The sequence below is a fragment of the Streptomyces albireticuli genome, from assembly GCF_002192455.1.
GTDB classification, from domain to species: Bacteria; Actinomycetota; Actinomycetes; order Streptomycetales; family Streptomycetaceae; genus Streptomyces; species Streptomyces albireticuli_B.
This window is the reverse complement of sequence record NZ_CP021744.1, coordinates 4,468,885-4,492,974: the sequence shown is the minus strand read 5'-3', so window position 1 is coordinate 4,492,974 and position 24,090 is coordinate 4,468,885. Positions and strand designations below refer to the sequence as shown.

The 24,090-nt window shown below is 73.5% G+C and carries 18 protein-coding genes; 8 read left to right on the top strand and 10 right to left on the bottom strand.

The genetic code is table 11. The annotated features are described in order from the left end of the window. Positions 1-253 precede the first annotated feature (253 nt). From SMD11_RS19470 to SMD11_RS19450, 5 genes are all read right to left on the bottom strand, one after another. Positions 254-2,008, bottom strand: a complete 1,755-nt coding sequence (locus SMD11_RS19470; RefSeq protein WP_087927658.1) for an N-acyl-D-amino-acid deacylase family protein — start codon at positions 2,006-2,008, stop codon at positions 254-256. A 309-nt stretch (positions 2,009-2,317) separates the two neighbouring features. Next, the gene (locus SMD11_RS19465; protein WP_087927657.1) at positions 2,318-3,442 is read right to left on the bottom strand and encodes an LLM class flavin-dependent oxidoreductase; all 1,125 of its coding nucleotides are present in this window, start codon (positions 3,440-3,442) and stop codon (positions 2,318-2,320) included. A gap of 141 nt (positions 3,443-3,583) precedes the next feature. After that, positions 3,584-4,372 carry an SDR family NAD(P)-dependent oxidoreductase gene (locus tag SMD11_RS19460; RefSeq protein ID WP_087927656.1) on the bottom strand — a complete coding sequence of 263 codons (789 nt, stop codon included), beginning with the start codon at positions 4,370-4,372 and terminating at the stop codon, positions 3,584-3,586. Between the two features lie 204 nt (positions 4,373-4,576). Continuing rightward, positions 4,577-5,488, bottom strand: coding sequence for a TIGR03619 family F420-dependent LLM class oxidoreductase (locus SMD11_RS19455; protein WP_234366426.1), 912 nt, complete (start codon positions 5,486-5,488; stop codon positions 4,577-4,579). A gap of 163 nt (positions 5,489-5,651) precedes the next feature. Continuing rightward, positions 5,652-6,881 carry an amidohydrolase family protein gene (locus SMD11_RS19450; RefSeq protein WP_087927655.1) on the bottom strand — a complete coding sequence of 410 codons (1,230 nt, stop codon included), beginning with the start codon at positions 6,879-6,881 and terminating at the stop codon, positions 5,652-5,654. A 154-nt stretch (positions 6,882-7,035) separates the two neighbouring features. Between SMD11_RS19450 and SMD11_RS19445 the strand changes: the two genes are divergently transcribed. The 3 genes from SMD11_RS19445 (at position 7,036) to SMD11_RS19435 (ending at position 12,032) form a co-directional block, all read left to right on the top strand. Further along, positions 7,036-9,969 (top strand): AfsR/SARP family transcriptional regulator, encoded by a 2,934-nt coding sequence (locus tag SMD11_RS19445; protein ID WP_087927654.1) that lies wholly within the window; start codon positions 7,036-7,038, stop codon positions 9,967-9,969. Between the two features lie 561 nt (positions 9,970-10,530). Continuing rightward, positions 10,531-10,785, top strand: coding sequence for a hypothetical protein (locus SMD11_RS19440; RefSeq protein WP_087927653.1), 255 nt, complete (start codon positions 10,531-10,533; stop codon positions 10,783-10,785). Between the two features lie 971 nt (positions 10,786-11,756). Then, a complete protein-coding gene (locus tag SMD11_RS19435; protein WP_087927652.1) occupies positions 11,757-12,032 on the top strand; it encodes a hypothetical protein in 276 nt (91 codons plus the stop codon). A 380-nt stretch (positions 12,033-12,412) separates the two neighbouring features. Here SMD11_RS19435 and SMD11_RS19430 read toward each other — a convergent pair whose 3' ends face one another. Beyond that, complete coding sequence (locus tag SMD11_RS19430; RefSeq protein WP_087927651.1) at positions 12,413-14,098, bottom strand: AMP-binding protein; 1,686 nt, start codon at positions 14,096-14,098, stop codon at positions 12,413-12,415. 102 nt (positions 14,099-14,200) lie between these two features. Between SMD11_RS19430 and SMD11_RS19425 the strand changes: the two genes are divergently transcribed. The 3 genes from SMD11_RS19425 to SMD11_RS19415 are packed head-to-tail and all read left to right on the top strand — an operon-like array spanning position 14,201 to position 16,623. Next, positions 14,201-15,352, top strand: a complete 1,152-nt coding sequence (locus SMD11_RS19425) for a lipid-transfer protein (protein WP_087927650.1) — start codon at positions 14,201-14,203, stop codon at positions 15,350-15,352. A 6-nt stretch (positions 15,353-15,358) separates the two neighbouring features. Further along, entirely contained in the window at positions 15,359-15,844 is a 486-nt protein-coding gene (locus SMD11_RS19420; protein ID WP_087927649.1) for a Zn-ribbon domain-containing OB-fold protein, read from the top strand. Continuing rightward, a complete protein-coding gene (locus SMD11_RS19415; protein WP_087927648.1) occupies positions 15,841-16,623 on the top strand; it encodes an enoyl-CoA hydratase/isomerase family protein in 783 nt (260 codons plus the stop codon). Before SMD11_RS19420 ends, SMD11_RS19415 begins: the two co-directional genes overlap by 4 nt. 102 nt (positions 16,624-16,725) lie before the next feature. On the opposite strand, the gene SMD11_RS19410 is transcribed toward SMD11_RS19415, so the two are convergent. Continuing rightward, the gene (locus tag SMD11_RS19410) at positions 16,726-19,251 is read right to left on the bottom strand and encodes a serine/threonine-protein kinase (RefSeq protein WP_199843910.1); all 2,526 of its coding nucleotides are present in this window, start codon (positions 19,249-19,251) and stop codon (positions 16,726-16,728) included. 501 nt (positions 19,252-19,752) lie between these two features. Here SMD11_RS19410 and SMD11_RS19405 point away from each other — a divergent pair. Further along, positions 19,753-20,400 carry a TetR family transcriptional regulator gene (locus SMD11_RS19405; RefSeq protein ID WP_087927647.1) on the top strand — a complete coding sequence of 216 codons (648 nt, stop codon included), beginning with the start codon at positions 19,753-19,755 and terminating at the stop codon, positions 20,398-20,400. A 99-nt stretch (positions 20,401-20,499) separates the two neighbouring features. Here the strand turns inward: SMD11_RS19405 and SMD11_RS19400 are convergent, their stop codons facing one another. Together SMD11_RS19400 and SMD11_RS19395 are read right to left on the bottom strand one after the other, a co-directional pair. Beyond that, positions 20,500-21,006, bottom strand: a complete 507-nt coding sequence (locus tag SMD11_RS19400; RefSeq protein WP_418952458.1) for a nitroreductase family deazaflavin-dependent oxidoreductase — start codon at positions 21,004-21,006, stop codon at positions 20,500-20,502. Positions 21,007-21,035: 29 nt separating this feature from the next. Next, entirely contained in the window at positions 21,036-22,268 is a 1,233-nt protein-coding gene (locus SMD11_RS19395; RefSeq protein ID WP_087927645.1) for an acyl-CoA dehydrogenase family protein, read from the bottom strand. Between the two features lie 84 nt (positions 22,269-22,352). Between SMD11_RS19395 and SMD11_RS19390 the strand changes: the two genes are divergently transcribed. Further along, positions 22,353-23,528, top strand: a complete 1,176-nt coding sequence (locus SMD11_RS19390; RefSeq protein ID WP_087927644.1) for a thiolase C-terminal domain-containing protein — start codon at positions 22,353-22,355, stop codon at positions 23,526-23,528. A 26-nt stretch (positions 23,529-23,554) separates the two neighbouring features. Here the strand turns inward: SMD11_RS19390 and SMD11_RS19385 are convergent, their stop codons facing one another. Beyond that, positions 23,555-23,974, bottom strand: coding sequence for a Zn-ribbon domain-containing OB-fold protein (locus tag SMD11_RS19385; protein WP_087927643.1), 420 nt, complete (start codon positions 23,972-23,974; stop codon positions 23,555-23,557). Positions 23,975-24,090 lie beyond the last annotated feature (116 nt).

Below are 24,090 nucleotides of genomic sequence, written 5' to 3'. Positions count from 1 at the left end.
TTAAGCGCTGCTGTTTCCGCATCCCGGGTCTCACGGTCCAGCTTTCGGACCTTGAACGTAGCGCCTTCCAAGGTGAGTTGACCTGGCAAAGAAAGGCCATCCGTAAGTTACGCCAGGTAACACCAAGGGGGCGGACCGATCCGGCCGCTTTGCGGGAACCGCAGCGACGCCCCTTTTGTCCCGGTTCAAAAATTTCCCGAGCCCGCCCCGTAACACCGGGACCGTCTCAGCACCCGGTCCCCGCCGGCCCCGCTCAACCCCCCGTCCCCACCGTCTCCGTGTCCCTCCCCGACCGCAGCACCCGCCCCGGCAGCGCCCCCGTCGCCACGTCGTGCCGCACCGTCTCCACGCCGTTCACCCGCACGCTCACCACGCCCACCGCCCGTGAGTCCAGCCGCGGCCCGTCGCCGGGCAGGTCGTGGACGAGCGAGGCGGGTCCCGCGTCGATCCGGGTCGGGTCGAAGAGCACGAGGTCCGCGTGCGCGCCCTCGGCGATCCGGCCCCGGTCGCGGAGGCCGAAGAGGCGGGCCGGGTCGTCGGTCAGCATCCTTACGGCCGTCTCCAGGGGCACCAGCTTCCGCCCGCGCAGGCAGTCGCCCAGGAAGCGCGTCGTGTACGGCGCCCCGCACATCCGGTCCAGGTGGGCCCCCGCGTCCGAACCACCCAGCAGCACGTCCTCGTGCTCCCAAGTGGCACGGCGCAGCTCCCAGCTCGCGGCGTCGTTGTCCGTGGGCATCGGCCACAGGACCGTACGCAGCTCGTCGGCGGCGCAGATCTCCACCAGGCAGGCGAAGGGGTCCAGGCCGCGCTCGGCGGCGATGTCCTCGACGACCCGCCCGGTGAGACCGTCGTTCTCGCGGGCGTACGTGTCCCCGACGACGTACCGCCCGAAGTCCGACAGCCGCCGGAACACCCCCGCCTCCTCGCTCCGCGCCCGGCGCAGCATCTCCTCGCGGACGGGCGCCCGGCGCAGCTCGGCGATGCGCCGGGGCACGGGCAGGGCGAGGACCTCGCCCCAGCCGGGTATGAGGTTCAGGGCGCAGAAGGTGCCGAGCGACATGTTCATGGGTGTGAGGATCGGCATGGTGAGCGCGACGATCCGGCCGCCCGCGGCGCGGGCCCGCGCGCTCGCGGAGAGCTGCCGGGGCACCCGCTCGGGGACGGCGGCGTCGATGGTGAGGACGTTCCAGTTGAGCGGCCGCCCGGCGGCGGCCGTGAGACCGGCCAGGAGGTCGATCTCGGCGTCCGAGAAGCGGTCGAGGCAGCCGGTGACGATGGCCTCCAGCTGGGTGCCCTCGTGCGCGCCCACGGCGCGGGCCAGGGCCAGCAGCTCGTCGGGGAGGGCGTGCCGGGACGCCACGGGCGCGCCGTCGCCGTCGGAGTGGGTGGTGGACTGGGTGGTGGAGAGGCCCCAGGCGCCCGCGTCCATCGCGTCGCGCAGCAGGCCCGTCATCGCCGCGAGCTGCCCGGCGTCCGGCCGGCCGCCCACGGCGTCGGGACCCATGACGTGGCGGCGCAGCGCGCAGTGGCCGACCATGAAACCGGCGTTGACGGCGATCCGCCCGTCCAGCGCCGCGAGGTACTCCCCGAAGGTCGACCAGTTCCAGGGGGCGCCTTCTTCGAGGGCCGCCAGCGACATCCCCTCGACCTTGCTCATCATCCGGCGCGTGTAGTCGGCGTCGGCGGGCCGGCCGGGGTTGAGGGGCGCGAGAGTGAAGCCGCAGTTGCCGCCGACGACGGTGGTGACGCCGTGGCTCAGGGACGGGGTGGCGCAGGGGTCCCAGAAGAGCTGGGCGTCGTAGTGGGTGTGCGGGTCGACGAAGCCGGGAGCGAGGACGAGCCCGCTCGCGTCCTCCTCGGTCCGGGCCCGTTCGCCGATCCGCCCGGCGTGCACCCTCGACCGCCCGATCAGGGCGATCCGTCCGTCCCGGATCCCCACGTCGGCGGTGTAGGAGGGGCCTCCGGTGCCGTCGACGACGGTCGCGCGCCTGATCAGGTGGTCGAGCATGAGGGCTCACCTCGGTCTCTGTCGGGAGCGTGGGATGACACCCGGCCGGTGGAGGTCGAGCCCGCCCGGCCCCGGAGGGCACGCGGCCGGAAGCCGGGGGCGCCGTGCGGGGCGCCCGGCCGGGAGCCGGGAACGCCGTACTGGGCACCCGGCGGGAAGCCGGGAACGCCGTACGGGACACCCGGCCGGCGGCCTGAAGTGCCGCGCAGGGCACCCCGGCCGGAAACCGGGAACGCCGTACGGGACACCCGGCCGGAAGCCGGGGCGGTGACCCGGGAGGCACCGCCCCGGCGTACTGGGGTGCCCCGGTCAGCCCGCCGTCCGGCGGAGCCGCGTGGTCCGGTGCAGGGGATCCGTGTCGATCTTCGGGATGACGTGCTCGCCGATCAGCCGGATCGTCCGCAGGGTCTCCTCGGACGGCACGCCCACCGGCAGCCCGAACGCCAGCTGGTCGGCGCCCGCCTGCTCCCACCGCTTGCACTGGCGGAAGACCTCGTCCGGGTCGCCGCAGATCATCAGCTCCTCGGCGATGAGCAGCTCGATGATCTCCTCGGTGTACTCGGGCAGCAGCTCGGGCCACCGCGGGATGCCCTCGGGGCGGGGGAAGGTGTCGTGGTAGCGGAAGAGGAGCGACTGGAGGTAGTGCAGCCCGCCACGCGCCGCCGTGGCGACGGCCTCGGCGTGGGTCTCGGCGCAGATCGCGGTCGAGGTCACCATGACGTTGTCGTTGACGAAGGCGCCGACGGCGCGGGCCTCCTTGATCGCCGTCTTGTAGGAGTCGACCACCCACTCCATGTCGGCGACCTTCTGCACGCTGAAGCCGAGCACGCCGAGACCCTTACGGGCGGCCATTTCGTACGAGGAGGGGGAGCCGGCCGCGTACCACATGGCCGGGTGGGCCTTCCCGTAAGGCTTGGGGAGGACCTTCCGCGGCGGCAGCGACCAGTGCTTGCCCTGGAAGCCCTGGTATTCGTCCTGGAGCCACATCCGGGGGAACTCGGCGATCGTCTCCTCCCAGATCTCCTTGGTGGCGTTCATGTCGGTGACGCCCGGCATGAACCCGAGGATCTCGTGGCTGCCCGCGCCCCGGCCGGTGCCGAACTCGAAGCGGCCGCCGGAGAGGTGGTCGAGCATGGCGGCCTTCTCGGCGACCTTGGCGGGGTGGTTGACCTGGGGCAAGGGGTTGAAGATGCCGGAGCCGAGGTGGATGCGGTCGGTGGCGTGCGCGAGGTAGCCGAGGAAGACGTCGTTGGCGGAGAGGTGCGAGTACTCGTCCAGGAAGTGGTGCTCGGAGGCCCATGCGTACTTGAAGCCGGACCGGTCGGCCTGGATGACGTACTCGGTCTCTTCCATCAGCGCGTGGTGCTCGGCCTCGGGGTCGGTCCGCGACCGGTCGGCCGGTACGTAGCCCTGCACGAAGATCCCGAATTCCAAGGAGGTTCACCGTCCCTAGATCCCTGACGGATTCCTGGCAGCGGTCTGACAGTTTTCTGACTCTCCGTCAGATCTCCAGACTCTGGCACCGGTGCGGGACACCGTCAAGACATCGCAAGGGCCCGGCCGGAGGCACGCCCGTCAGGCGGGCATCGGCGCCCCGGCCAGCCAGCCGCCGTCCACGACGAACTGCTGCCCGGTGACGTACGAGGAGTCGTCCGCCGTAAGGAACAACGCGAGCCGCGCCACCTCCTCGGGCCGCCCCGCCCGCCCCATCGGCACCAGCTTCCGGTAGAACCCGGCCATGCCCTCCGCGACCCGCACGGGGTCGGCGGCGGGGTCGAGGAGGGCCGGGTTGCTCATGGGGGTGTCGATCGCCCCTGGGCACATGGCGTTGACGCGGATGCCCCGCCCGGCGAGCTCCAGGGCGGCGACGCGCGTCATCGCGACGACGGCGCCCTTGGTGGCCGCGTAGGCGGTCAGGCCGGCCATGCCCGCGAGCGCCACGTACGAGGCCGTGTTGACGATCGTCCCGCCCCCGGCGGCGGCCAGCTCGGGCGCGGCCTCCCGCATACCGAGGAACGTGCCGAGCTGGTTGACGCGGACGACGTCGAGGAACTCCTCGCGCGGGGTGCCGGCCAGCTCGTTGAGACGGAGGATCCCGGCGTTGTTGACCAGCCCGTCGAGCTTGCCGAACCTCTCCTTGGCCGCGGCGACGGCCGCCGCCCAGTCGCCCTCCTCGCCGACGTCCAGATGGACGTACAGAGCGGAGTCCGCGCCCAGCTCCTCGGCCACGGCCTTCCCTCGCTCGTCGAGTACGTCCGTAAGGACAACACGCGCGCCTTCGGCGACGAAGAGGCGCGCTTCTTGCTCGCCTTGGCCGCGGGCGGCGCCGGTGACGAGGATGACGCGGCCGGTGAGAGGGGGCATGGGGGCCTCCTGGGGTGAGGGGGTGTGGTGGAGGGTGGGCGGGGTGCGGGGGTGGCGGTGCGGATGCGGGTGCGGGAGGCGCCTGCGGCGGGCCTTTCCCCAGCCCCGCCCCTTCCCGATACCGGGGCGGAGCCCCGGTATCGGGAAGGGGCGGGGCTGGGGAAAGGCCCCGCGCAGCGGCACCCCACCCGGCACACCGCACCCCTAATCCACAAGCAACGGACCGACCTCCCCCGCAAACACCCCCATCTGCTCCAGCAACTCCCCCACCCCCCGGCAACGGAACCGCACCTGCACCTGATCCACCCCCATCCCCCGGTACACCCGCAACGACTCCGCCACCGTCCCCGCCGCCCCCGTGAGCGTCCCCGCCCCCGTGTCCCAGGAAGGCGTCCCCACGTACAGCGGCTCCGTGATCGCGCCGACCGCGAAGGGGCCGTCCCGCCCGGCCTCCTCGCGCAGCCTGCGCAGCGTCGCGACGCGGCGGGGCAGGACCTCGCGCCGGTCGCCCTGGGAGAGCCAGCCGTCGCCCCGGAGCGCGGCACGGCGGAGCGCGGCGGGCGAGGAGCCGCCCACCCAGAGGGGCGGCCGGGGCGTACGGGCCGGCCGGGGTGCCTGGCCGAGGCCGCGGAAGGCGAAGCGCCGGCCGCTGAACTCGGGGAACTCCGCCGGGCCCAGGGCCGCCTTGAGGGCGTCGACCGTCTCGTCCAGGACGGCGCCGCGCCGTGTGAAGTCCACCCCGAGCGCCTCGAACTCCTCGCGCACGTGTCCGGCGCCGACGCCGAGGACGAGCCGGCCGTCCGCGAGCCGGTCGACGGTCGCGTACTGCTTGGCGAGGGCGAGCGGGTGCCGCAGCGCGGCGACCGCGACATGGCTGAGCAGCAGGGTCCGCTCGGTGACGGCGGCGAGATGGGCGAGGGTGGCGACGGGGTCGTACCAGACGGTCCCCATGGCGGCGGCCAGCCTCGTGGGGACGGCGACGTGGTCGCAGGTCGCGAGGTAGGCGAAGCCGAGCCGGTCGGCGGCGCGGGCGACCTCCCGCAGCTCGCGGGGGCCGGCCTCGACCTCCCAGGGTTCGGCGTAGAGCGTGCTCAGGGAGGTGACGGGCACCTGCATGCCGTACGAGAGCCGGTCGCGGGGCAGCACCCGGAGCCCGGTGCGCGGCGCACCGGACTCTCGACCGTCCCCGCCGCAGCCCTCACGACCGTCCTCGTGAGAGCCACGACCGTCCCCGCAGCGACCCTCACGACCGTCCCCGCCCCCGCTCCCCCGCATCACCTCACGCACCCCCGGCCCCCGCCCAGAGCCCCTCCCCCGTCAGCCCCAGCAGTTCGATCGCGTTCCCGCGCACGATCCGCTCGACCACGTCCGGCGCCAGGTGTCCCATCTGCTCCTCCGCGACCTCCCGGGAGCGCGGCCAGGTCGAGTCCGAGTGCGGGTAGTCCGTCTCGTAGAGGACGTTGCCCGCGCCGATCGCGTCGAGGTTGCGCAGGCCGAAAGCGTCGTCGAAGAAACAGCCGTACACGTGCGCCGCGAAGAGCTCGGAGGGCGGGCGGAGCACCTTGCCCGCGATGCCGCCCCAGCCGCGGTTCTCCTCCCAGACGACGTCCGCGCGCTCCAGGATGTACGGGATCCAGCCGATCTGTCCCTCCGCGTACATGATGCGGAGACCCGGGAAGCGGTCGAAGGCCCCGGACATCAGCCAGTCGGCCAGGGAGAAGCAGCAGTTCGCGAAGGTGATGGTGGAACCGACCGCGGGAGGCGCGTCCGCCGAGGTGGAGGGCATGCGGGAGGACGAGCCGATGTGCATCGCGACGACCGTGCCGGTCTCGGCGCAGGCCCTCAGGAAGGGGTCCCACGCGTCGGTGTGGATCGAGGGCAGGCCCAGGTGCGGCGGGATCTCGGAGAAGCAGACGGCGCGTACGCCACGGGCGGCGTTGCGCCGCACCTCGGCGGCGGCGAGGTCCGCGTCCCACAGGGGGACGAGGGTGAGGGGTATCAGGCGTCCGTGGGCGTCCGGGCCGCACCACTCCTCGACCATCCAGTCGTTGTAGGCGCGGACGCCCAGCAGGCCCAGCTCGCGGTCCTTCGCCTCGGTGAAGGTCTGCCCGCAGAAGCGCGGGAACGTGGGGAAGCAGAGCGCGGACTGGACATGGTTGCGATCCATATCGGCCAAACGTTCCGGCACGCTGTAGGACCCTGGGCGCATCTCGTCGTAGGTGATTCCCTCCAGCCGGACCTCGTCCCTGGAGTATCCGACGGCGGTATCCAGCCGCGTGAGTGGACGGTGCAAATCCTCATAGACCCACCAGTCCGCCACCGGGCCGTCGTCCCCGGTGGCCCCCATGACCGGCGCGAATCTGCCTCCGACGAAGGTCATTTCCTTCACGGGAGCCCTTACGATTCGCGGTCCGACGTCGAGGAACTTCGCCGGGAGCCGGTCCCGCCAGACGTGGGGAGGCTCGACCGTATGGTCGTCCACCGAGATTATCTTGGGGAAGCTCGCCATGGCTGACACGTTAGCGACGAACTGACGGCCCGTCAGCATGCTGGTGCGACGGTCTGTGGCAGGCCTTGTGGAGAGGCCGGACCCCTGCTGACGTAGAGGGTCCGAACAAGGCAGACTGGCCGGTGCGACCGAGCGGGACAAGCAGGGGGTCACAATGGCCGGCGACACAGGGCACGGGCAGCAGCTTCGTTTCACCGTGCTCGGGCCCGTGCGGGCCCGGCGCGGTGCGGAGCTCCTCCACACCGGTTCGCCCCAGCAGCGCGCGCTCCTGGCCGCGCTGCTGCTGCGCGGCGGCCGCACCGCCACCGCGGCGGAACTCGTGGACGCACTGTGGGGCGAGGAACCACCCCACGCCGCCCTCGCCGCACTGCGCACCTACGCCTCACGACTGCGCAAGGTCTTCGGCCCCGACGCCGACGCCCTCGTCAGCGAATCCGGCGGCTACGCGATACGCGTCGGCGAAGGCTGCCTCGACACCGACCGGGCCGAACACCTCGCCACCGACGCGGAAAAAGCCCGCGCCACCGGCGACCGCCCCCGCGCCCGCGACCTCATCAACGAAGCCCTCGACCTCTGGGACGGCGAACCTCTGGCCGGGCTCCCCGGCCCCTTCGCCGAAACCCAGCGCACCCGCCTCGAGGAATGGCGCCTCACCCTCCTCGAATCCCGCCTCGACCTCGATCTGGAGGTCGGCGCCCACGCCGAGGCCGTCTCCGAACTCACCGCCCTCACCGCCGCCCACCCCCTGCGCGAACGCCTCCGCGAACTCCTCATGCTCGCCCTCTACCGCAGCGGCCGCCAAGCCGAAGCCCTCGCCGTCTACGCCGACACCCGCCGCCTCCTCGCCGACGAACTCGGCGTCGACCCCTGCCCCGAACTCTCCGAACTCCAGCAGCGCATCCTCCAGGCGGACGTCGATCTCGCCCTGCACCTGTCCCCGGCCGACCGGCCCGGCTCCGGCCCCGCCTTCATCCGGCCCGCGCAGCTGCCGGCGACGGTCTCGGACTTCACCGGGCGCGTCGCGTTCGTCGACGAGCTCAGCGATCAGCTGGCCACGGCCGAGGGCCGCATCATGGCAGTCTCCGCCGTCGCGGGCATCGGCGGCGTGGGCAAGACGACCCTGGCGGTGCACGTGGCGCACGCCGCCCGGCACCACTTCCCGGACGGCCAGCTGTACGTCGACCTCCAGGGCGCCGGGCCGGTGCCCGCCGAGCCCGAGGCCGTCCTCGGCGCCTTCCTGCGCGCCCTCGGCACACCCGACAACGCCATCCCCGAGGGCCTCCAGGAGCGCGCCGCCCTCTTCCGTTCCACCCTGGACGGCCGCCGCGTCCTCACCCTCCTCGACAACGCCCGGGACGCCGCCCAGATCCGCCCGCTGCTGCCCGGTACCGAGGGCTGCGCGGCGCTGGTCACCAGCCGCTCCCGCATGGTCGACCTGGCCGGCGCGCACCTCGTCGACCTGGACGTGATGAGCCCCGAGGAGGCGCTCGTCCTCTTCACCCGCATCGTCGGCACGGAGCGCGTGGGCGCCGAGCGCGACGCCGCCATGGACGTCGTCGCCGCCTGCGGCTTCCTGCCCCTCGCCATCCGCATCGCCGCCTCCCGGCTGGCCGCCCGGCGCACCTGGACGGTCTCCGTCCTCGCCCGCAAGCTCGGCGACGAGCGCCGCCGCCTCGACGAGCTGCGCGCCGGCGACCTCGCCGTGAAGGCCACCTTCGAGCTCGGCTACGGACAGCTGGAGCCCGCCCAGGCCCGCGCCTTCCGCCTCCTCGGCCTCGCCGACGGCCCCGACATGTCCCTGGCCGCGGCCGCCGCCGTGCTCGACCTGGACCTCGACGCCACCGAGGAGGTCCTGGAGTCGCTCGTCGACACCTCGCTGCTGGAATCCGCCGCGCCGGGCCGGTACCGCTTCCACGACCTCGTGCGCCTCTACGCGCGTGCATGCGCCGAGCGCGACGAACAGCCGCCCGCCGAGCGCGACGCCGCCATGTCCCGGCTCCTCGACTTCTACCTGGCGACGGCCGCGGGCGGATACGTCCTGGAGCGCCCCGGCGACCAGCTCCTCACCCACCTGACTCCCACCACTCACCCGGGCCTCACCTTCGCCGAGCGCAGCGCCGCCGGCGACTGGCTGTTCGCCGAGGCCGGCTGCCTGCTCGCCTGCGTGCGGCAGCACGCCGCGTCCACCGGCAGCACGCTGCGCCGCGCCGTCGACCTGCTGCTCGCCGCGAAGGACCTCGCCGAGTCCGGCGCCGACTCCCGGCTGTACGAGCAGGCCGCCGCGGCCCTGCTGGTCGCGGCCCACGAGGCCGGCGACCCGCAGGCCGAGGGGCGCGCCCGCTACGTCCTGGCCCATGTGCACAGCATCGGCGGCCGGTTCGACCTCGCCGACGAGCAGGCCCGGAAGGCGGTCCTCCTCGGCCGCTCCTGCGGCGACCCCATCCCTTGCTGCTACGCCTCCAACATCCGCTGCATCATCGCCATCTACGAGCACCGGCACGAGGACGCCGAGGTGTACGTGGGCCAGGCGCTCGCGGCCTTCCGCGCCGACGGCAACCGGCCGGGCGAGGCCAGCGCCCTCAGCAACCTCTCGCGCGTACGGCTCGACGGCGGGCGCGTCGGCTCGGCGGTCGAGCTCGCCGAGCAGGCTCTCGCCCTCTACCGCGAGATCGGCGCCTCCTGGCGGGTCGCCAACGCCCTCTACGCCCTCGGGCTCGCCCTCACCGAGGGCGGGCGCTACGAGGAGGCGCTCGACCGGCTCTCGGAGGCGCTGCCGGTCTTCCGGGACAACCGGCAGCGGCTGTGGGAGGGCATGACGAACTACCGCCTCGCCGAGGTCCACCTCGCCGCCGGGCGGCCCGCCGCGGCCGCGCACCACGCCGAGCAGGCGCTGAAGCTGCGGGGCATCGGCGGCGAGTGGCGGCGCGGCAACGTCCTGATCGTCCTCGGCCGTTCGCTCGACGCGCTGGGCCAGCCGGGGCGGGCGCGCGCCTGCTGGACGGAGGCCCTGTCGATCTTCGAGCAGCTGGGCACCTCGGAGGCCGCCGACGTCCGCAGGCTCCTCACGGGAGTCGTGACGGCGGCCTAGCGACCTCCGGAGCCGCCCGCACCCCGCCGGCCGGGGAGCGGGCGGCTCCGGTGCGCCGGGGGTTTGCGGGCGGGTGTACGCGGGGACGGTGCGGGTCGGGTGGCGGAGTGACGGCGGCCGGGTGCCGGCGGCCGGCTTGACCGGCTCGGCGGGCTCGGCGGGCTCGGCGGGCTGGTGGCTCACCGATCGACGTCTTCCGCCCCAGGAGGGACTCCGGCCCCCGGACAGCGCCGGACAGCGCCGGTGGCGAACCGCTCATTACAGGGCGGCGGCATGGTCGTACCAGGGCCGAAAGGCTCCGAAAAAGCGCTGTCACGTGGCCGTTCATCGATCGTTTATCGCGACGCGCCAATCTACTCATGTCGATCCGTCGCGTCGGGGGGCAGGCGGGTCGTAGGTGAGGCATACGGCTTCACCTCTGGGGTGGTCACCCTGATCAGCCCCATCCCCCGTCCGGCGATCCTCGGGGGAGTCGCCGGGCGGGTTTGCTATCCCGGAGAAACACCGCACCACTTCCCCTTCACACCAAAACGACTCGCACTGACCAACGGAGTGATCGCTATGAGCGACGAGAAACTGCTCAGGCCGGGAGTGGTGACTACACCGCAGGACGACCACGCCGGCGGTGCCACTCTCGCCGCACCACAGCTCGTGCCGCCGGACGACCACGCCGGCAGCCCGAAGCCGCTGCTCGCCCCGATGGACGACCACGCCGGGACCCCCAAGCCGCTGATCGCCCCCATGGACGATCACGCCGGGAGCCCCAAGCCGCTGAACGTCGTCCAGGACGACCACGCCGGCAGCGAGCCCGTCTGACCACGGGACGCTGAACGCGCCCGGCCGGCCGGGAATCACGGGCCGGCCGGGTGACCAGGGGGATCACGGGGGAACGACCGGGGGAACCACGGGGGAAAGCAGGGGAACCCGGAGGGGGAAAGACGTGGGAAACCTCCAGGGAAAGGCCTCACGGGGGTGTCCGGCGGAAGCCGGGCGGACGGGGGCCCGACCTGGAGGAGAGAAGTTCCACGGGGGAAAGCTTCACGGGTGGAACGCCCACGGGGGAAGCACCAAGGAAAAGCGCACCACGGAATGAGTTCGACAATTCCATAGCGGCGGCACGGACAACGGGGGAGCACGACGGGGGAAGTGCCGCCGCACAGCGGGAACCCACATCGGGGGGGACCCACAAAGGGGAGACCTGCAATGGGGGGGACCCACGAGTGGGAGACCTGTAGGTGGGGGCCCGTAACGGGGGAAGTCGCACGGGGGAAAGTCGCACGGGGGAGCTACCACGGGGGAAGTACGACGGGGGAGTGCGACGGGGGAAGTACCACGGAGGATCCGCCACGGGGGAAACACAGGGGGATCCACCGCAGGGGGGAAGCACCAAAGGGGCGCTCGACGGCCGGGGTTCGACTGACGTTCTCGAACGGGGGAGTCGAACCGGAGCCGCCGGGCGCCCCGCACGACAACTGAACAGGTAAGTCCCAGCGGGGGGACCGACCAACGGGGGACTGACAGGGGCCGGCGTCGGCAGCGCGGAGGGGGAGCCGTCGACGCCGGCCCCTGCGGTCATGTGTCGAAAGGCGTCAGGAAATCGCCAAGGCCGCAGCGGCCGGAGCCGGTGGACCACCGCCGAGCCGCCTCGATTCACCGTCGATCACGGGCGAACCGGCCAAGGTTCATCTGTTTCCGGCCCACATCGCGGACGCCGTCTTCCTCTGAGGCTACGTTCGCGTCCACGGGCATCACCACCGCAACACCGCCCCCGAACAAAGGAGTTGGAAATGAACAGCACGCGCACCCGCACGAAGCGGGCGCTCGCCATAGCCACCTTCGCCGCCGCTGCGGCGATCGCCACCGCGGTGCCCGCGAGCGCCGTGAGCGCCGACGACCACCCCACCCTCCCCCCGGCCGCCACCTTCCTGGGCCACGGGGGCGGCAGCGGCGCCCCGCACGACGACCACCCCACCGGCATCGACGACGACCACCCCACCGGGGCCACGACGGACCGGGTCGACGGCGGGCGGGACGACCACCCCACCGGTGAGAACGCCGGCTAACCCCTGAGGCCCGCTCGATCCACCCGGATCAGCCGAGCGCCGACGCCGCGGCCGTACGCCGGCCGCATCCACCGACACGGAGTCGGCCGGCCCCAGGCCGAGCGCCATGCCGCGGCCGCCTCCGCCGGCGGCCGGCGAGCCCCGCGCCCCACCGGGGGGCACGCGACGACCGGCATCGGCGACGAGCCACGCCTCACAGCGGGGGTGCGGCCGGTGACGCGCCATGACACCACCGCCTGTCCGGTACCACCCCGGACCGGGCACGCGCACCGTGCCGCATCCCTCGCGCCGAGGCCTCGGCCCAGCGGGGCAACTCGAAGGCCTCACCAGGCGCGACCGAGCCACGCGTGGTCCGCGCCCTCGCCCCTAGCCCTTCGCCCCTAGCCCTTCGCCCCGCGCCCTTCGCCCTGCTCCTCTCCGCCCCCGCCCTCCCGCAGGGCGCGCTTGAGCACCTTCCCGGACGCGTTGCGCGGGAGCGCGGCCACGAACTCCACCGTGCGCGGCACCTTGTAGTTCGCCATCTCCCGGCGGGCCCATCCGATCACCGTGTCCGCGGTCAGCGCCCGGGCGTCACGCCCCCGCACCACGAATGCCTTGCCCACCTCACCCAGCCGGCCGTCCGGCACGCCGACGACGGCCACCTCGGCGATCCCCGGGTGCCGGACGAGCAGCCGTTCGACCTCCGCCGGGTAGACGTTGAACCCGCCGACCACAAACATGTCCTTGACACGGTCGGTGATCCGGAGGTAGCCGTCGGCGTCCAGCACCCCGACGTCCCCGGTGTGCAGCCAGCCCTCCGCGTCCACCGCCCGCGCCGTGGCCTCCGGATCCTCGAAGTAGCCGGCCATGACCTGGAAGCCGCGCACCAGGACCTCGCCGGGCTCCCCGGGGGGAAGCGCCTCCCCGCCGGCGCCCACCACCTTGACCTCGGTGTCCGGGAGGGCCCGGCCCGAGGAGGCCGCGACCGCCTCCGGCGGGTCCCCGCGCCTGCACATCGTGATCACGCCGGTGGCCTCGCTCATCCCGTACGCGGTCAGGACCGTCGGCACGCCGAGCTCACCCCGCAGCCGCTCGACCAGCTTCCCGTCGACCATGGCCGCGCCCGTCACCACCAGCCGCAGCGGTGAGAGGTCGTGCGCCGCCCGCCCGGGGTGGTCGAGCAGCGCCTGGAGCAGGGTGGGCGGGCCCGGCAGCACGGATATCCGCTCGGCCGTGGCGTTGGCCAGCACGGTGTCCGCCGCGAAGACGGACTGCGGCACCATGGTCGCGCCCCGCATCAGGCAGGCCAGCACACCGGCCTTGTAGCCGAAGGTGTGGGAGAAGGGGCTCACGATCAGATAGCGGTCCCCCCTCCGGAGTCCGGCCAAGTCGCACCAGGCGCCGAAGGCGCGCAGCGTCTGGGCGTGGGTGGCGACGACACCCTTGGGCTCGCCCGTGGTGCCCGAGGTGAACATGATGTCCGAGGGCGCGTCGGGCCCGACGGCGTTGGCCCGCGCCCGTACGGCCCAGCCCGGCTGTGACTCCCCCGCCGCCAGGAACTCCTTCCAGGTGCGGAACTCGGCCGGGGCGTCATCGGCCAGGACGACGACTTCGCGCAGGTCCGGCAGCCCCGGCAGCGGCCCCGCCACCGGCGCCGCCGCCGACCCGGGTCCGCCCCCGGGCCCCCGGCCGGTCCCCCGCCCCGCCGCCCGCCGCAGGGCGGCGACGTACGACGTGCCGAGGAAGGTGCCGGTGACGAAGAGCAGCCGGGCGCGGGTCCGCGCCAGCACCTCGACGACCTCGGCGCCCTTGAGCCGGGTGTTGACCGGGACGAGGACCGCGCCGGCCGAGACGGCGCCCAGCGAAGCGACGACCCAGTCGAGGGTGTTCGGGGCCCAGACCGCCACCCGGTCGCCCGCCGCCACACCCGCGGCCAGGCACCCGGCCGCGGCCTGCTCCACGCGCCCGGCGAGCTGCGCGAAGCCGATCCGGGTCCGGCCCTCGACCACGGCCTCACGGTCGGCGTACCGCGCGGCGGCCGTGCGGACCAGCCGGGGTACGGACATGAATTCCAGATCGCCGCGCATCGCGTGACCTCCCGGCCCACCGCCATTGGCTGACTCTGCGTCAGATTAGCGATAGCCTTCCGCGCTGTCAGCAGTGACAGCAGCGACAGCACGGAGGTGGCGATGGCGACGAGACTCAAGGACGCGACCGCGATCGTCGGCATAGGACAGACCCCCTTCGCACGGCAACTCCCCTCATCGGAAAAGACCTTGGCCTGCCACGCGATCCTCGAAGCGCTCGACGACGCCGGCATCCCTCCCTCCCAGGTCGACGCCTTCGCCTCCTACACCATGGAGGAGACCGACGAGGTGGAGGTCGCCAAGGCCATCGGCGCCGGTGACGTCACCTTCTTCGCCAAGGCCGGCTACGGCGGTGGCGGCTCCTGCGCGACCGTGGCCCACCTGGCGATGGCCGTCGCCACCGGGCAGGCGCACGTCGGCGTGGCCTGGCGCTCCCGCAAGCGCGGCTCCGGCCCCCGCCCCTGGCGCGACACCCGGGCCCAGCTGCCCACCCCCGCCCAGTGGACCCGCCCCTACGGCCTGCTGCGCCCAGCCGACGAGATCGCCATGCTCGCCCGCCGCTATATGCACGAGTACGGCGCGACGCGCGACCACCTCTTCAACGTCGCCCTCGCCTGCCGCAACCGCGCCAACCAGAACCCGGCCGCGATCATGTACGAGCGCCCGCTGACCCGCGAGATGTACATGACCTCGCGGTGGATCAGCGAACCCCTCTGCCTCTTCGACAACTGCCTGGAGACCGACGGCGCCCTCGCCTGCGTCGTCGTCTCCGCCGAGCGGGCCCGCGACTGCCGCCGGCGGCCGGTGTACGTGCACTCCGCCGCCCAGGGCCTGCCCGCCCAGCACCACGGCATGGTCAACTACTGGAACGAGGACCCGCTGACCGGCCCCGCCTGGACTGCCGCCCGCCACCTGTGGAAGCGCTCCGACCTCGGCCCGCAGGACGTCGACGTCGCGCAGATCTACGACGCCTTCACCGCCCTCGTCCCGCTCTCGCTCGAAGGCTACGGCTTCTGCGGACGCGGCGAGGGCGCGGCCTTCACCGAGGGCGGCGCGCTGGAGACCGGCGGCCGGCTCCCCCTCAACACGGCCGGCGGCGGTCTCAGCGAGGCCTACGTCCATGGCTTCAACCTCATCAACGAGGGCGTCCGGCAACTCCGCGGCACCTCCACCGCGCAGGTCCCCGGCGCCGCCACCTGTCTGGTCACGGCAGGCGAAGGAGTCCCCACTTCAGCGCTGCTGCTGAGGAGTTGAGTCTTCATGTCCTCCATCATGAGGGGCACCACTGACAACGCCCCCGACGACCGCCGCCCGGGTCCTCTGCTGCCCGAGCCGGACGACGACGGCGCCCCCTTCTGGGAGTTCGCCGCCCACGGCGAACTCCGCGTCCAGACCTGCGCCGAATGCCACGAGCCGCGCTTCCCGCCCCGGCCGTGCTGCCCGCGCTGTCAGTCCTTCGCCACCGCCTGGCGCCGGATGTCCGGCCGTGGCCGCATCTGGTCGTACGTGCTGCCCCACCCGCCGCTGCTGCCCTTCTACGCCGAACTGGCCCCGTACAACGTCGCGGTCGTGGAGCTCACCGACGCTCCCCGCATCCGTCTCGTCGGCAATGTCGTCGCCGCGCCGGGCGCCCCGGCCGACTCCGTGGACCCCGCCCTGCTGCGGATCGGGGCGCCCGTGCGCGTGACCTTCGACGCGCTCGCCGAGGGCGTCACCGTGCCGTGCTGGCTATTGGAACGGCCATGACGGCCGCCGCGCCGACGGTCCGTACCGAGACCGGCGAGGACGGCGTCGCCCTCGTCACCCTCGACCGCCCCGAGCGCCACAACGCGATCGACCTGGCCACCGCCGCCCGACTGAAGGAAATCTGGCGGGGCTTCCGCCACGACGAGGCCGTCCGGGCCGTCGTCCTCACCGGCGCCGGTGACCGGGCGTTCTGCACCGGCGTCGACCGCTCCGCCGACGTCCCGCAGCCGCCCTCCCCGTACTCGGTCGACGACCCGCTCCTGACCGTCGGCCCCAAGGCCGCCGACCTCTGGAAGCCGGTCGTCGCGGCGGTCGGCGGGATGGCGTGCGGCGGGGCGTTCTACCTCCTGGGCGAGTCGGAGTTCGTCGTGGCCGCCGAGAACGCCACCTTCTTCGACCCCCACACCTCCTACGGCATGGTCAGCGCCTACGAGGCCGTCCACCTGGCCCACCGCATGCCGTACGGCGAAGCCGCCCGGCTGGCCCTCATGGGCACGGCCGAGCGCCTCTCCGCCCGGCGCGCCTACGAGACCGGCCTGGTCTCCGAGATCACCCCTCCCGGAGAAGCCGTCCCGGCCGCCCTCCGCGCGGCCGCGGTCCTCGCGTCCTTCCCCACCGAAGCCGTCCAGGGCACGGTCCGGGCCCTCTGGGCCGCCAAGGAGGCCACCCGCGACCGGGCCCTCGCCCTGGCCCCGCACCTGATCTCCCTGGGCAACCGCCCCCCGGCCCAGCAGACGGAACTGTTCACGAACCGGAGCCGCGCCTATCGCACGCGATAGGCCCACGCCAGGACACGGATACCGACGGCCCGGCACCGGGGCCTGGGCCTTCCACCTGGTGTCGGGCCCCGGATGCCATGCCGCGACCCCCGCGACCCCGGCTCAGCGGCGCTGGGTGAGGCCCGTGCCCTTGGCCGCGTCCAGGGCGTAGACGCAGCGGTCCTTGCTGCACGCGTAGACCACGCCGCCCGTCGCCACGGGCGAGCCCGTGATCTCGCCGCCGGTGGCCAGCTTCCAGCGGAGCTGGCCGCCCGCCGCGTCGACCGTGTAGAGGCAGTGGTCGGCGGAGCCGAAGTGGACCCGGCCGTCGGCCACGACGGGGGCGCCCACCACATCGCCGCCGGCCGCGAAACGCCACTTCGGGGTGCCCGTGACCGCGTCCAAGGTGTAGAGCGCGCCGCCGCTGCCCAGGTGCACCGAACCGGCCGAGACCAGCACCGGCTCCGTCGACTGCCGGGGCTCCGTGGCGATGCGCCAGCGGTCGCGGCCGGTCGCCGCGTCCAGGGCGTAGACGGTGCCCAGATAGTCGGCCACGTAGACACCGCCGCCCGTGACGGCGGGGCCCGGCGCGAACGCCGGCGGGCTCAGGAAGACGGCCGGCGCCTCGAACCGCCAGCGGACGTCTCCGCGCGCCACGTCGATGGCGAGGACGCGGGTGCCCGCCACGACGTAGACGGCGCCGTCCGGAGCGGGCAGCAGCCGCACCGGCACGCCGCCGCAGGCCGCCGTGTCGCCCACGGGGTACGACCAGCGCTCGGCGCCCGTGCGGGCCTCCAGGGCGCGCAGCCGGGCGTCGGCCCACACATAGACGGTGCCGTCCTGGAGGAACGGGCCGCAGTCGGGCGTCTCGAAGTCTGTCTGGAGGCCGCCCATCTCCCACAGCAGCTCGCCGTTGGCCGCCTCCCAGGCCTGGACGCCGCCGCCTCGCGTGCCCGTGACGACCGTGCCGCGGTCGGCGCGGAGGGAGTAGACCCAGCCGTCCGTGGCCAGCCGCCACCGCTCGGCGCCGTCGGCCGCGTCCAGCGCGTAGAGCGTCGGGCCGTCCGAGGCGTGGATGCGGCCGTCCGCCACGGCCATCGCCCAGGCGACGTCCCGCGTCTTGAACTGCCGCCGCCCGCTGGCGACATCGAGGGCGTGGACCTCGAAGGAGGTGACGTACAGCAGGTCGCCGGCGACGGTCGGGGTGCCCCAGACGTCGTTGGACATCCGGAAGCGCCACGGGCGCCAACGGCCCGGCTCACCTTGGGTGTTGCCGCCGTCCGCCTGCGGGGCGGGCGTCTGGACCGGCACGGACGCGGAGGCCGGGGCGGTGGCCGGGAGGCCGGCCGGGGGCCGCACCCAGCCGGTGGCGGGCCCGGTGCCCGTGCGGGCCTGGGACTCCCGGCCGTCGGCGACGCGCGGACCGGGGCCGATCGGCACCTGCGAGCCTGCCAGCCGCACCGACCCGTCGTGCGCGGGCACGGGCGCGGCGGCGTGCCGGCCCTGGCCGCCGGCCTGGCCCGTGCCGGGACCGGCGGGCGGCGCGCCCAGGCCACCGCGCGGGTCGCGGGCGGCCATACCGGAGCGGCCGGTGCCGCCGTCGCCCCACGCGGGGCCGCTGCGGGCGTCGGCGGCGGGCTCGTAGGCCGGGGCGGGGGTGCGCGGCGGGGTCGGCGGCTGCGCGGGGCGGGGCGGGGCCACGGACCGGGCCCGGCCGCCGCGGGCACCGGCGCCGGCCGCGGCGGGCCGCTGCCCGGCCCGGCGCTGCTCGATGAGGGTGGTGGCGTTGTCCGGCAGCCAGGCGGAGGCCGTGCCGCTGTCGTCGCCCCCGCCGGAGGCGAAGAGATGGGGTGCCAGCTGCGCCTGGAGGTCGGCGGGGGACGGCCTGAGCTCCGCCGCCGTCTGCATACAGGAGTCGATCAGCGGCCGCAGCTCGTCCGGCAGCCCGCTGAGGTCGGGACCTTCCCTGAGCAGCATGAAGACGGTCTCCACGGGGTTCGCCCCGTGGAAGGGGGCGTGGCCGGTCGCGGCGAAGACCAGGGTGGAACCGAGCGAGAAGATGTCGCTCGCGCCCGTGACGCTGCGGGAGTCGCGCGCCTGCTCGGGGGACATGTAGGCCGGGGTGCCGACCGCGACGTTCGTCATCGTCAGCCGGGTGTTGGAGACGCCCGAGGCGATGCCGAAGTCGATGACGCGGGGACCGTCCTCGACGACCAGCACATTGGACGGCTTGAGGTCGCGGTGCACGAGGCCCGCGCCGTGGATGGACTGGAGGGCCTCGGCGACACCGGCGGCCAGCCAGCGCACGGCCTGGGCCGGGAGGGGCCCGCACTCGTTGACGATCTCCTCGAGCGAGGGCGCGGGGACATACGCGGTGGCCAGCCAGGGCACGGCCGCGCGCGGGTCGGCGTCGACGACGGCGGCGGTGTAGAAGCCGCTGACCGCCCGGGCCGCCTCCACCTCACGGGTGAAGCGGACCCGGAAGAGCTGGTCCTCCGCCAGCTCCGTGCGCACCGTCTTGATCGCGACCCGTCGGCCGGATGCCGAGCGGGCGAGATAGACCAGCCCCATGCCGCCGGCGCCGAGTCGGCCGAGCACCTCGAACGGGCCGATCCGTCTCGGGTCGTGCTGCGTAAGCTGCTCCACCACTGGCCTGCCACCTCCCCGTGGGGGCTTGAAGGGATTCAGCCCCGTGCAGCGTCTCACCGCGAATTATCTCCGGGGTACGCATGCTGATTCTTCCTGGCGAAGGCCGCGGTTGCGAACCCGGGTCGTGCTTCGCCGTGTCTCCACCACATGCGGAACGTCCTGTCCCGCGACTGTGCTCCCGCCTCCGACCCGCCTCCCGCTCCGTGACTCTCCGTTACCATCAGGGGGCTTCACCCTGACTCGCGCACGCTGTTCCGACTGCCACGTTATCGGGGTATCGAGCCTTTCGCCCGGGCCTGTGGATAACCGTGGGGAGTCCGCCCGACCTGCGTTGTCCACAGCCTGTTGATAAGACGATTCACCGGTACGGGCCAATCCACCTCGATCTCCGGGCGGACCCCGATATGCCGCCTGAGCTGGCCTTTCACCCCTCCCCACCCCCCTGCCCCCATTTGCATGCGGCCGAATCGCGCTCCGATCACCCCTCGGTAAGCTGACGGCATGACAGGACAAGTACGCACCGTCGACGGCCGCGTGGCCGGCCGACGCGGCCAGGCGACGCGGCAGAAGCTGCTCGACTGCCTCAGCGAAATGCTCAGCTCCTCGCCCTACCGCGACGTGAAGGTCATCGACGTCGCGCGCAAGGCCGGCACCTCCCCCGCCACCTTCTACCAGTACTTCCCCGACGTCGAGGGCGCGGTGCTGGAGATCGCCGAGGAAATGGCGAAGGAAGGCGCAAGCCTGACCGATCTCGTCGCAGGACGTTCCTGGGTCGGCAAGTCCGGCTGGCAGGCGGCCGAGGAGCTGGTCGACGGCTTCCTCGGATTCTGGCGCAAGCACGACGCCATCCTGCGCGTCGTGGACCTCGGGGCGGCCGAGGGCGACAAGCGGTTCTACAAGATCCGCATGAAGATCCTCAACGCCGTCACCAGCTCCCTCACCGACTCCGTCAAGGAGCTCCAGACCAAGGGCAAGGTGGACAAGGACGTCAACCCCGCGGCCGTCGCGGGCTCGCTCGTCGCGATGCTCGCCGCGGTGGCCTCGCACCAGAAGGGCTTCCAGAGCTGGGGCGTCAAGCAGGCCGAGCTGAAGCCGAACCTCGCGCTCCTCGTCCACCTCGGCATCACCGGCAAGAAGCCCACCAGGTAGCGCCTCGGCGCCTCGCACGTCCTGTCATCGCAGCGGCGGGCCGCACCGGCTCGGGCCGGAGCGGCCCGCCGCAGTGACATCCACGCCCGGCGACCGGGCTCAGCGATCAGGGCCCTCCCCCGAAGCCCCCGTGGCCCCTGCGGCCCCCGGATCCTCCGAATCCCTCGGCACCAGCCTGAAGAGCCGGATCTCCCGCTCCACCCGCGCCTGATAGCGCGCGTACGGAGGCCAGAACCTCACCACCGCCGCCCAGGCGGCGTCCCGCTCCGCCCCTCGCAGCAGCCGCGCCCTGACGGGGATGTCCCGTCCCTTCCAGCTGATCTCCACATCCGGGTGCGCCAGCAGATTCCCCGTCCAGGCGGGGTGCCCCGGCCTGCCGAAGTTGCTGCCGACCACCACCCAGGCGCTCGCCGGATCGCCCTCCCGCATGCACGCGAGCGGTGTCCGACGAAGCTGCCCGCTCTTCGCGCCTCTCGCCGTAAGGACAAGACTCGGCAGCAGTTTCCCGCTGAGCAGCCTCCTGCCGTGCGTCAGTCTGTGCACGGCACGGTCGAGTGCCGGTACGAAGTGCGGTGCGACCCTCGCGAACGTACGGGTCGAGGACACTCTTCTCACGATGCGCTCCACAGCGGTCGTCACAGGGCCACCGCTTCCCTGGCCACCCGGCCGGCAAACAGCCCGGCCTCGTCCGCCGCTCGGGCTCTCAGCCGGTGGACGGGACCGAACAACAGCTCGTCCGACGCTGCCCGTTTGAAGTACAGCTGCACTTCGTGCTCCCACGTCACCCCTATGCCGCCGTGCAGTTGCACGGCCTCCCCCGCGACCTTGCGCAGCGCCTCCAGGGCCTGCGCGAGCGCGAGCCCGCCGACCGGCCCGTCGTCCGCGGCGCCTCCGCCGGCGGCCCACGCCGCGTAGTACGCGGCCGAACGCGCCGCCTGCACCGCCACGTACAGATCGGCCAGCCTGTGCTTGACCGCCTGGAAGGACCCGATCGGCCTGCCGAACTGCACCCGGGAGCGGGCGTGGCCGACCGTCCGCTCCAGGGCCCGGTCCGCCGCGCCGACCGCCTCCGCGGCGAGGACGGCGGCCACGGACCGGCCCAGCCGTGCCAGCTCGCCCGGCACCTCGGCCCCCGCGTCGCCCAGGAGGGCGGCCTCCGCGTCCCGCAGCTCGACGCGGGCCTGCGGGCGCGTCTCGTCCAGGGCGGTCTGCCGGGTGCGGGTCACGCCGCGCGCTCCGGCGGGGCGCAGGACGAACAGCAGCGTCCGGCCCCGGACGTAGCCCCCGGTGCGGGCCGCCACCAGCAGCAGGTCCGCGCTGTGCCCGCCGAGCACCTGGGAGGCCTCCCCGTAGAGCCGCCAGCCGGACCCGTCCGGGGCCTGCCCGTCCGGGCCGGGCCGGGCCTGCACGCCACCGGCGCGGCCGCCTCCGGACCATTCCCCGTCGTTGGGCGCCGTCAGCCCGAGCGCGGCCGGCAACGCCCCGCCAGGCACCGCGAAGGCGCACGTCAGCTCGCCGGAGGAGATTCCCGGCAGCAGCTCGGCGCGCTGCGCCTCCGTACCCAGCGCGGCGATCAGGGGCGCCACCAGCCCGGCGGTGCCCAGCAGCGGGGACGGCAGCAGCACCCGGCCGGTCTCCTCGCAGGCCAGCGCCAGTTCCGTGGGGCCGCAGCCGGCACCGCCGTAGCGGGCCGGAACGGCCAGTCCCGCCAGCCCGACCCGGCCGGCGAGCAGGCCCCACAGCTCCTCGTCGTAGCCGGCCTCCGTGCGGACCGCGGCCCTGACCTCGCCCGGGCCGCAGCGTTCGCGCAGCACGTCGCGCAGGGTGCGGCGGATCCTCTCCTGTTCCTCGCTGGGTGCGGCGTCCACGACAGACCTCCCATGCTGACGGATCGTCATATTAAGTTCGCCGACGCCACTTTCACAGCCCTGAGCTGATGTACCGTCAGATTCATGAGTCCAGGCAGCACCCGCAAGGTGGCCGTCGTCGGCGTCGCCCTCTCGGACTGCGGAAGGATCGACCACGCCACCTCCTTCGCCCTGCACGCGCAGGCCGCCCGGCGCGCCCTCGCCGACTCCGGCCTCGGCAAGGGCCTCGTCGACGGCCTCGCCTCCGCCGGGGTCGGCACCCTCGCCCCCATCGAGATCGCCGACTACCTGGGCCTGCGGCCCACCTGGGTCGACTCCACCACGGTCGGCGGCTCCACCTGGGAGGTCATGGCCGCCCACGCGGCCGACGCCATCGCCGCGCGCCACGCGAACGCCGTCCTCCTCGTCTACGGCTCCACCGCCCGCGCCGACCTCAAGGCCGGGCGCCGCACCGCCACCCTCTCCCTGGGCGCGCACGGCCCCGCGCAATTCGAGGCGCCTTACGGTCACACCCTCGTCGCCAAGTACGCCATGGCCGCACGCCGCCACATGCACCAGTACGGGACGACGCTGGAGCAGTTCGCCGACATCGCCGTCCAGACCCGCGCCAACGCCCTGCACAACCCGCACGCCATGTACCGCGCCCCGATCACGGTCGACGACGTCCTCGGCGGGCCGGTGATCGCCGACCCGTTCACCAAGCTCCACTGCTGCGTACGCTCCGACGGCGGCTGTGCCGTGCTGCTGGCCGGGGAGGAGTACGTGGCGGACGCGGTGAAACCACCCGTATGGGTGCTGGGCTCCGGCACCGCCGTCTCGCACGCGACGATGTCGGAGTGGGAGGACTTCACGGTCTCCCCCGCCGCGGTCTCGGGGGCCCGGGCCTTTCGCCGCGCGGGCGTCACGCCCCAGGACATCGAGGTGGCGGAGCTGTACGACGCCTTCACGTACATGCCCCTGGTGGCGCTGGAGGACCTCGGATTCTGCGCGAAGGGCGAGGGCGGCGCGTTCGTGGCGGACGGCAGGCTGACGATCGGCGGAGAGCTGCCCGTGAACACGGACGGTGGCGGGCTGTCGGCTTGCCATCCCGGCATGCGCGGCCTCTTCCTGCTGGTCGAGGCCGTGCGGCAGCTGCGGGGCGAGGCGGAGGAGGGCCGGCAGGTGCGGGGCCGCGACGGCGGGCCGCCACGGCTCGCGCTCGCGTCGGGTACGGGCGGCTGGTTCTGCTCCTCGGGGACGCTGGTGCTGGGCCGCGACTGAGCGCCGGGCGGGGCCAGGAACCCGGCTCACTCCGGACCGAACACCGGTGCTCTCAACGACGTTTCGGGTATCGGCCGGAAGCGGACCCGCAGCTCCATCCCTACCCGCAGGGCGCTCTCCGGGCAGTCCACGATCTCGGTCATCATGCGCGGCCCCTCCTCGAGGTCCACGACGGCGGCGACATAGGGCAGGCGCGCGCCGAAGGGCGGCAGGTCGTTCATGTGGACGACCGACCAGGTGTAGAGCGTGGCCCGGCCGCTCGCCTCGGTCCAGACGACGTCCTCGCCCCAGCAGCGCGGACAGAACTCGCGCGGATAGTGGTGGACCGCACCGCACCTCTCATCCCGGCACCGGCGCAGCAGGAGCCGCCCCTGGGCGGCGGCGTCCCAGTAAGGGCGGGTGAAGTCGTCGACCCCGGGCACGTCGAAGCGGGCGGACACGGTCATGGCGGCAGCCTCCCAGCACCGTCGGGGCATCCGACTCCCGTCCGTCCAGGGCCACTCGGGACGGGGCATGGAACCAGCCGATTCACGCCACCGCCCTGAGCCCGCACCATTCCTGA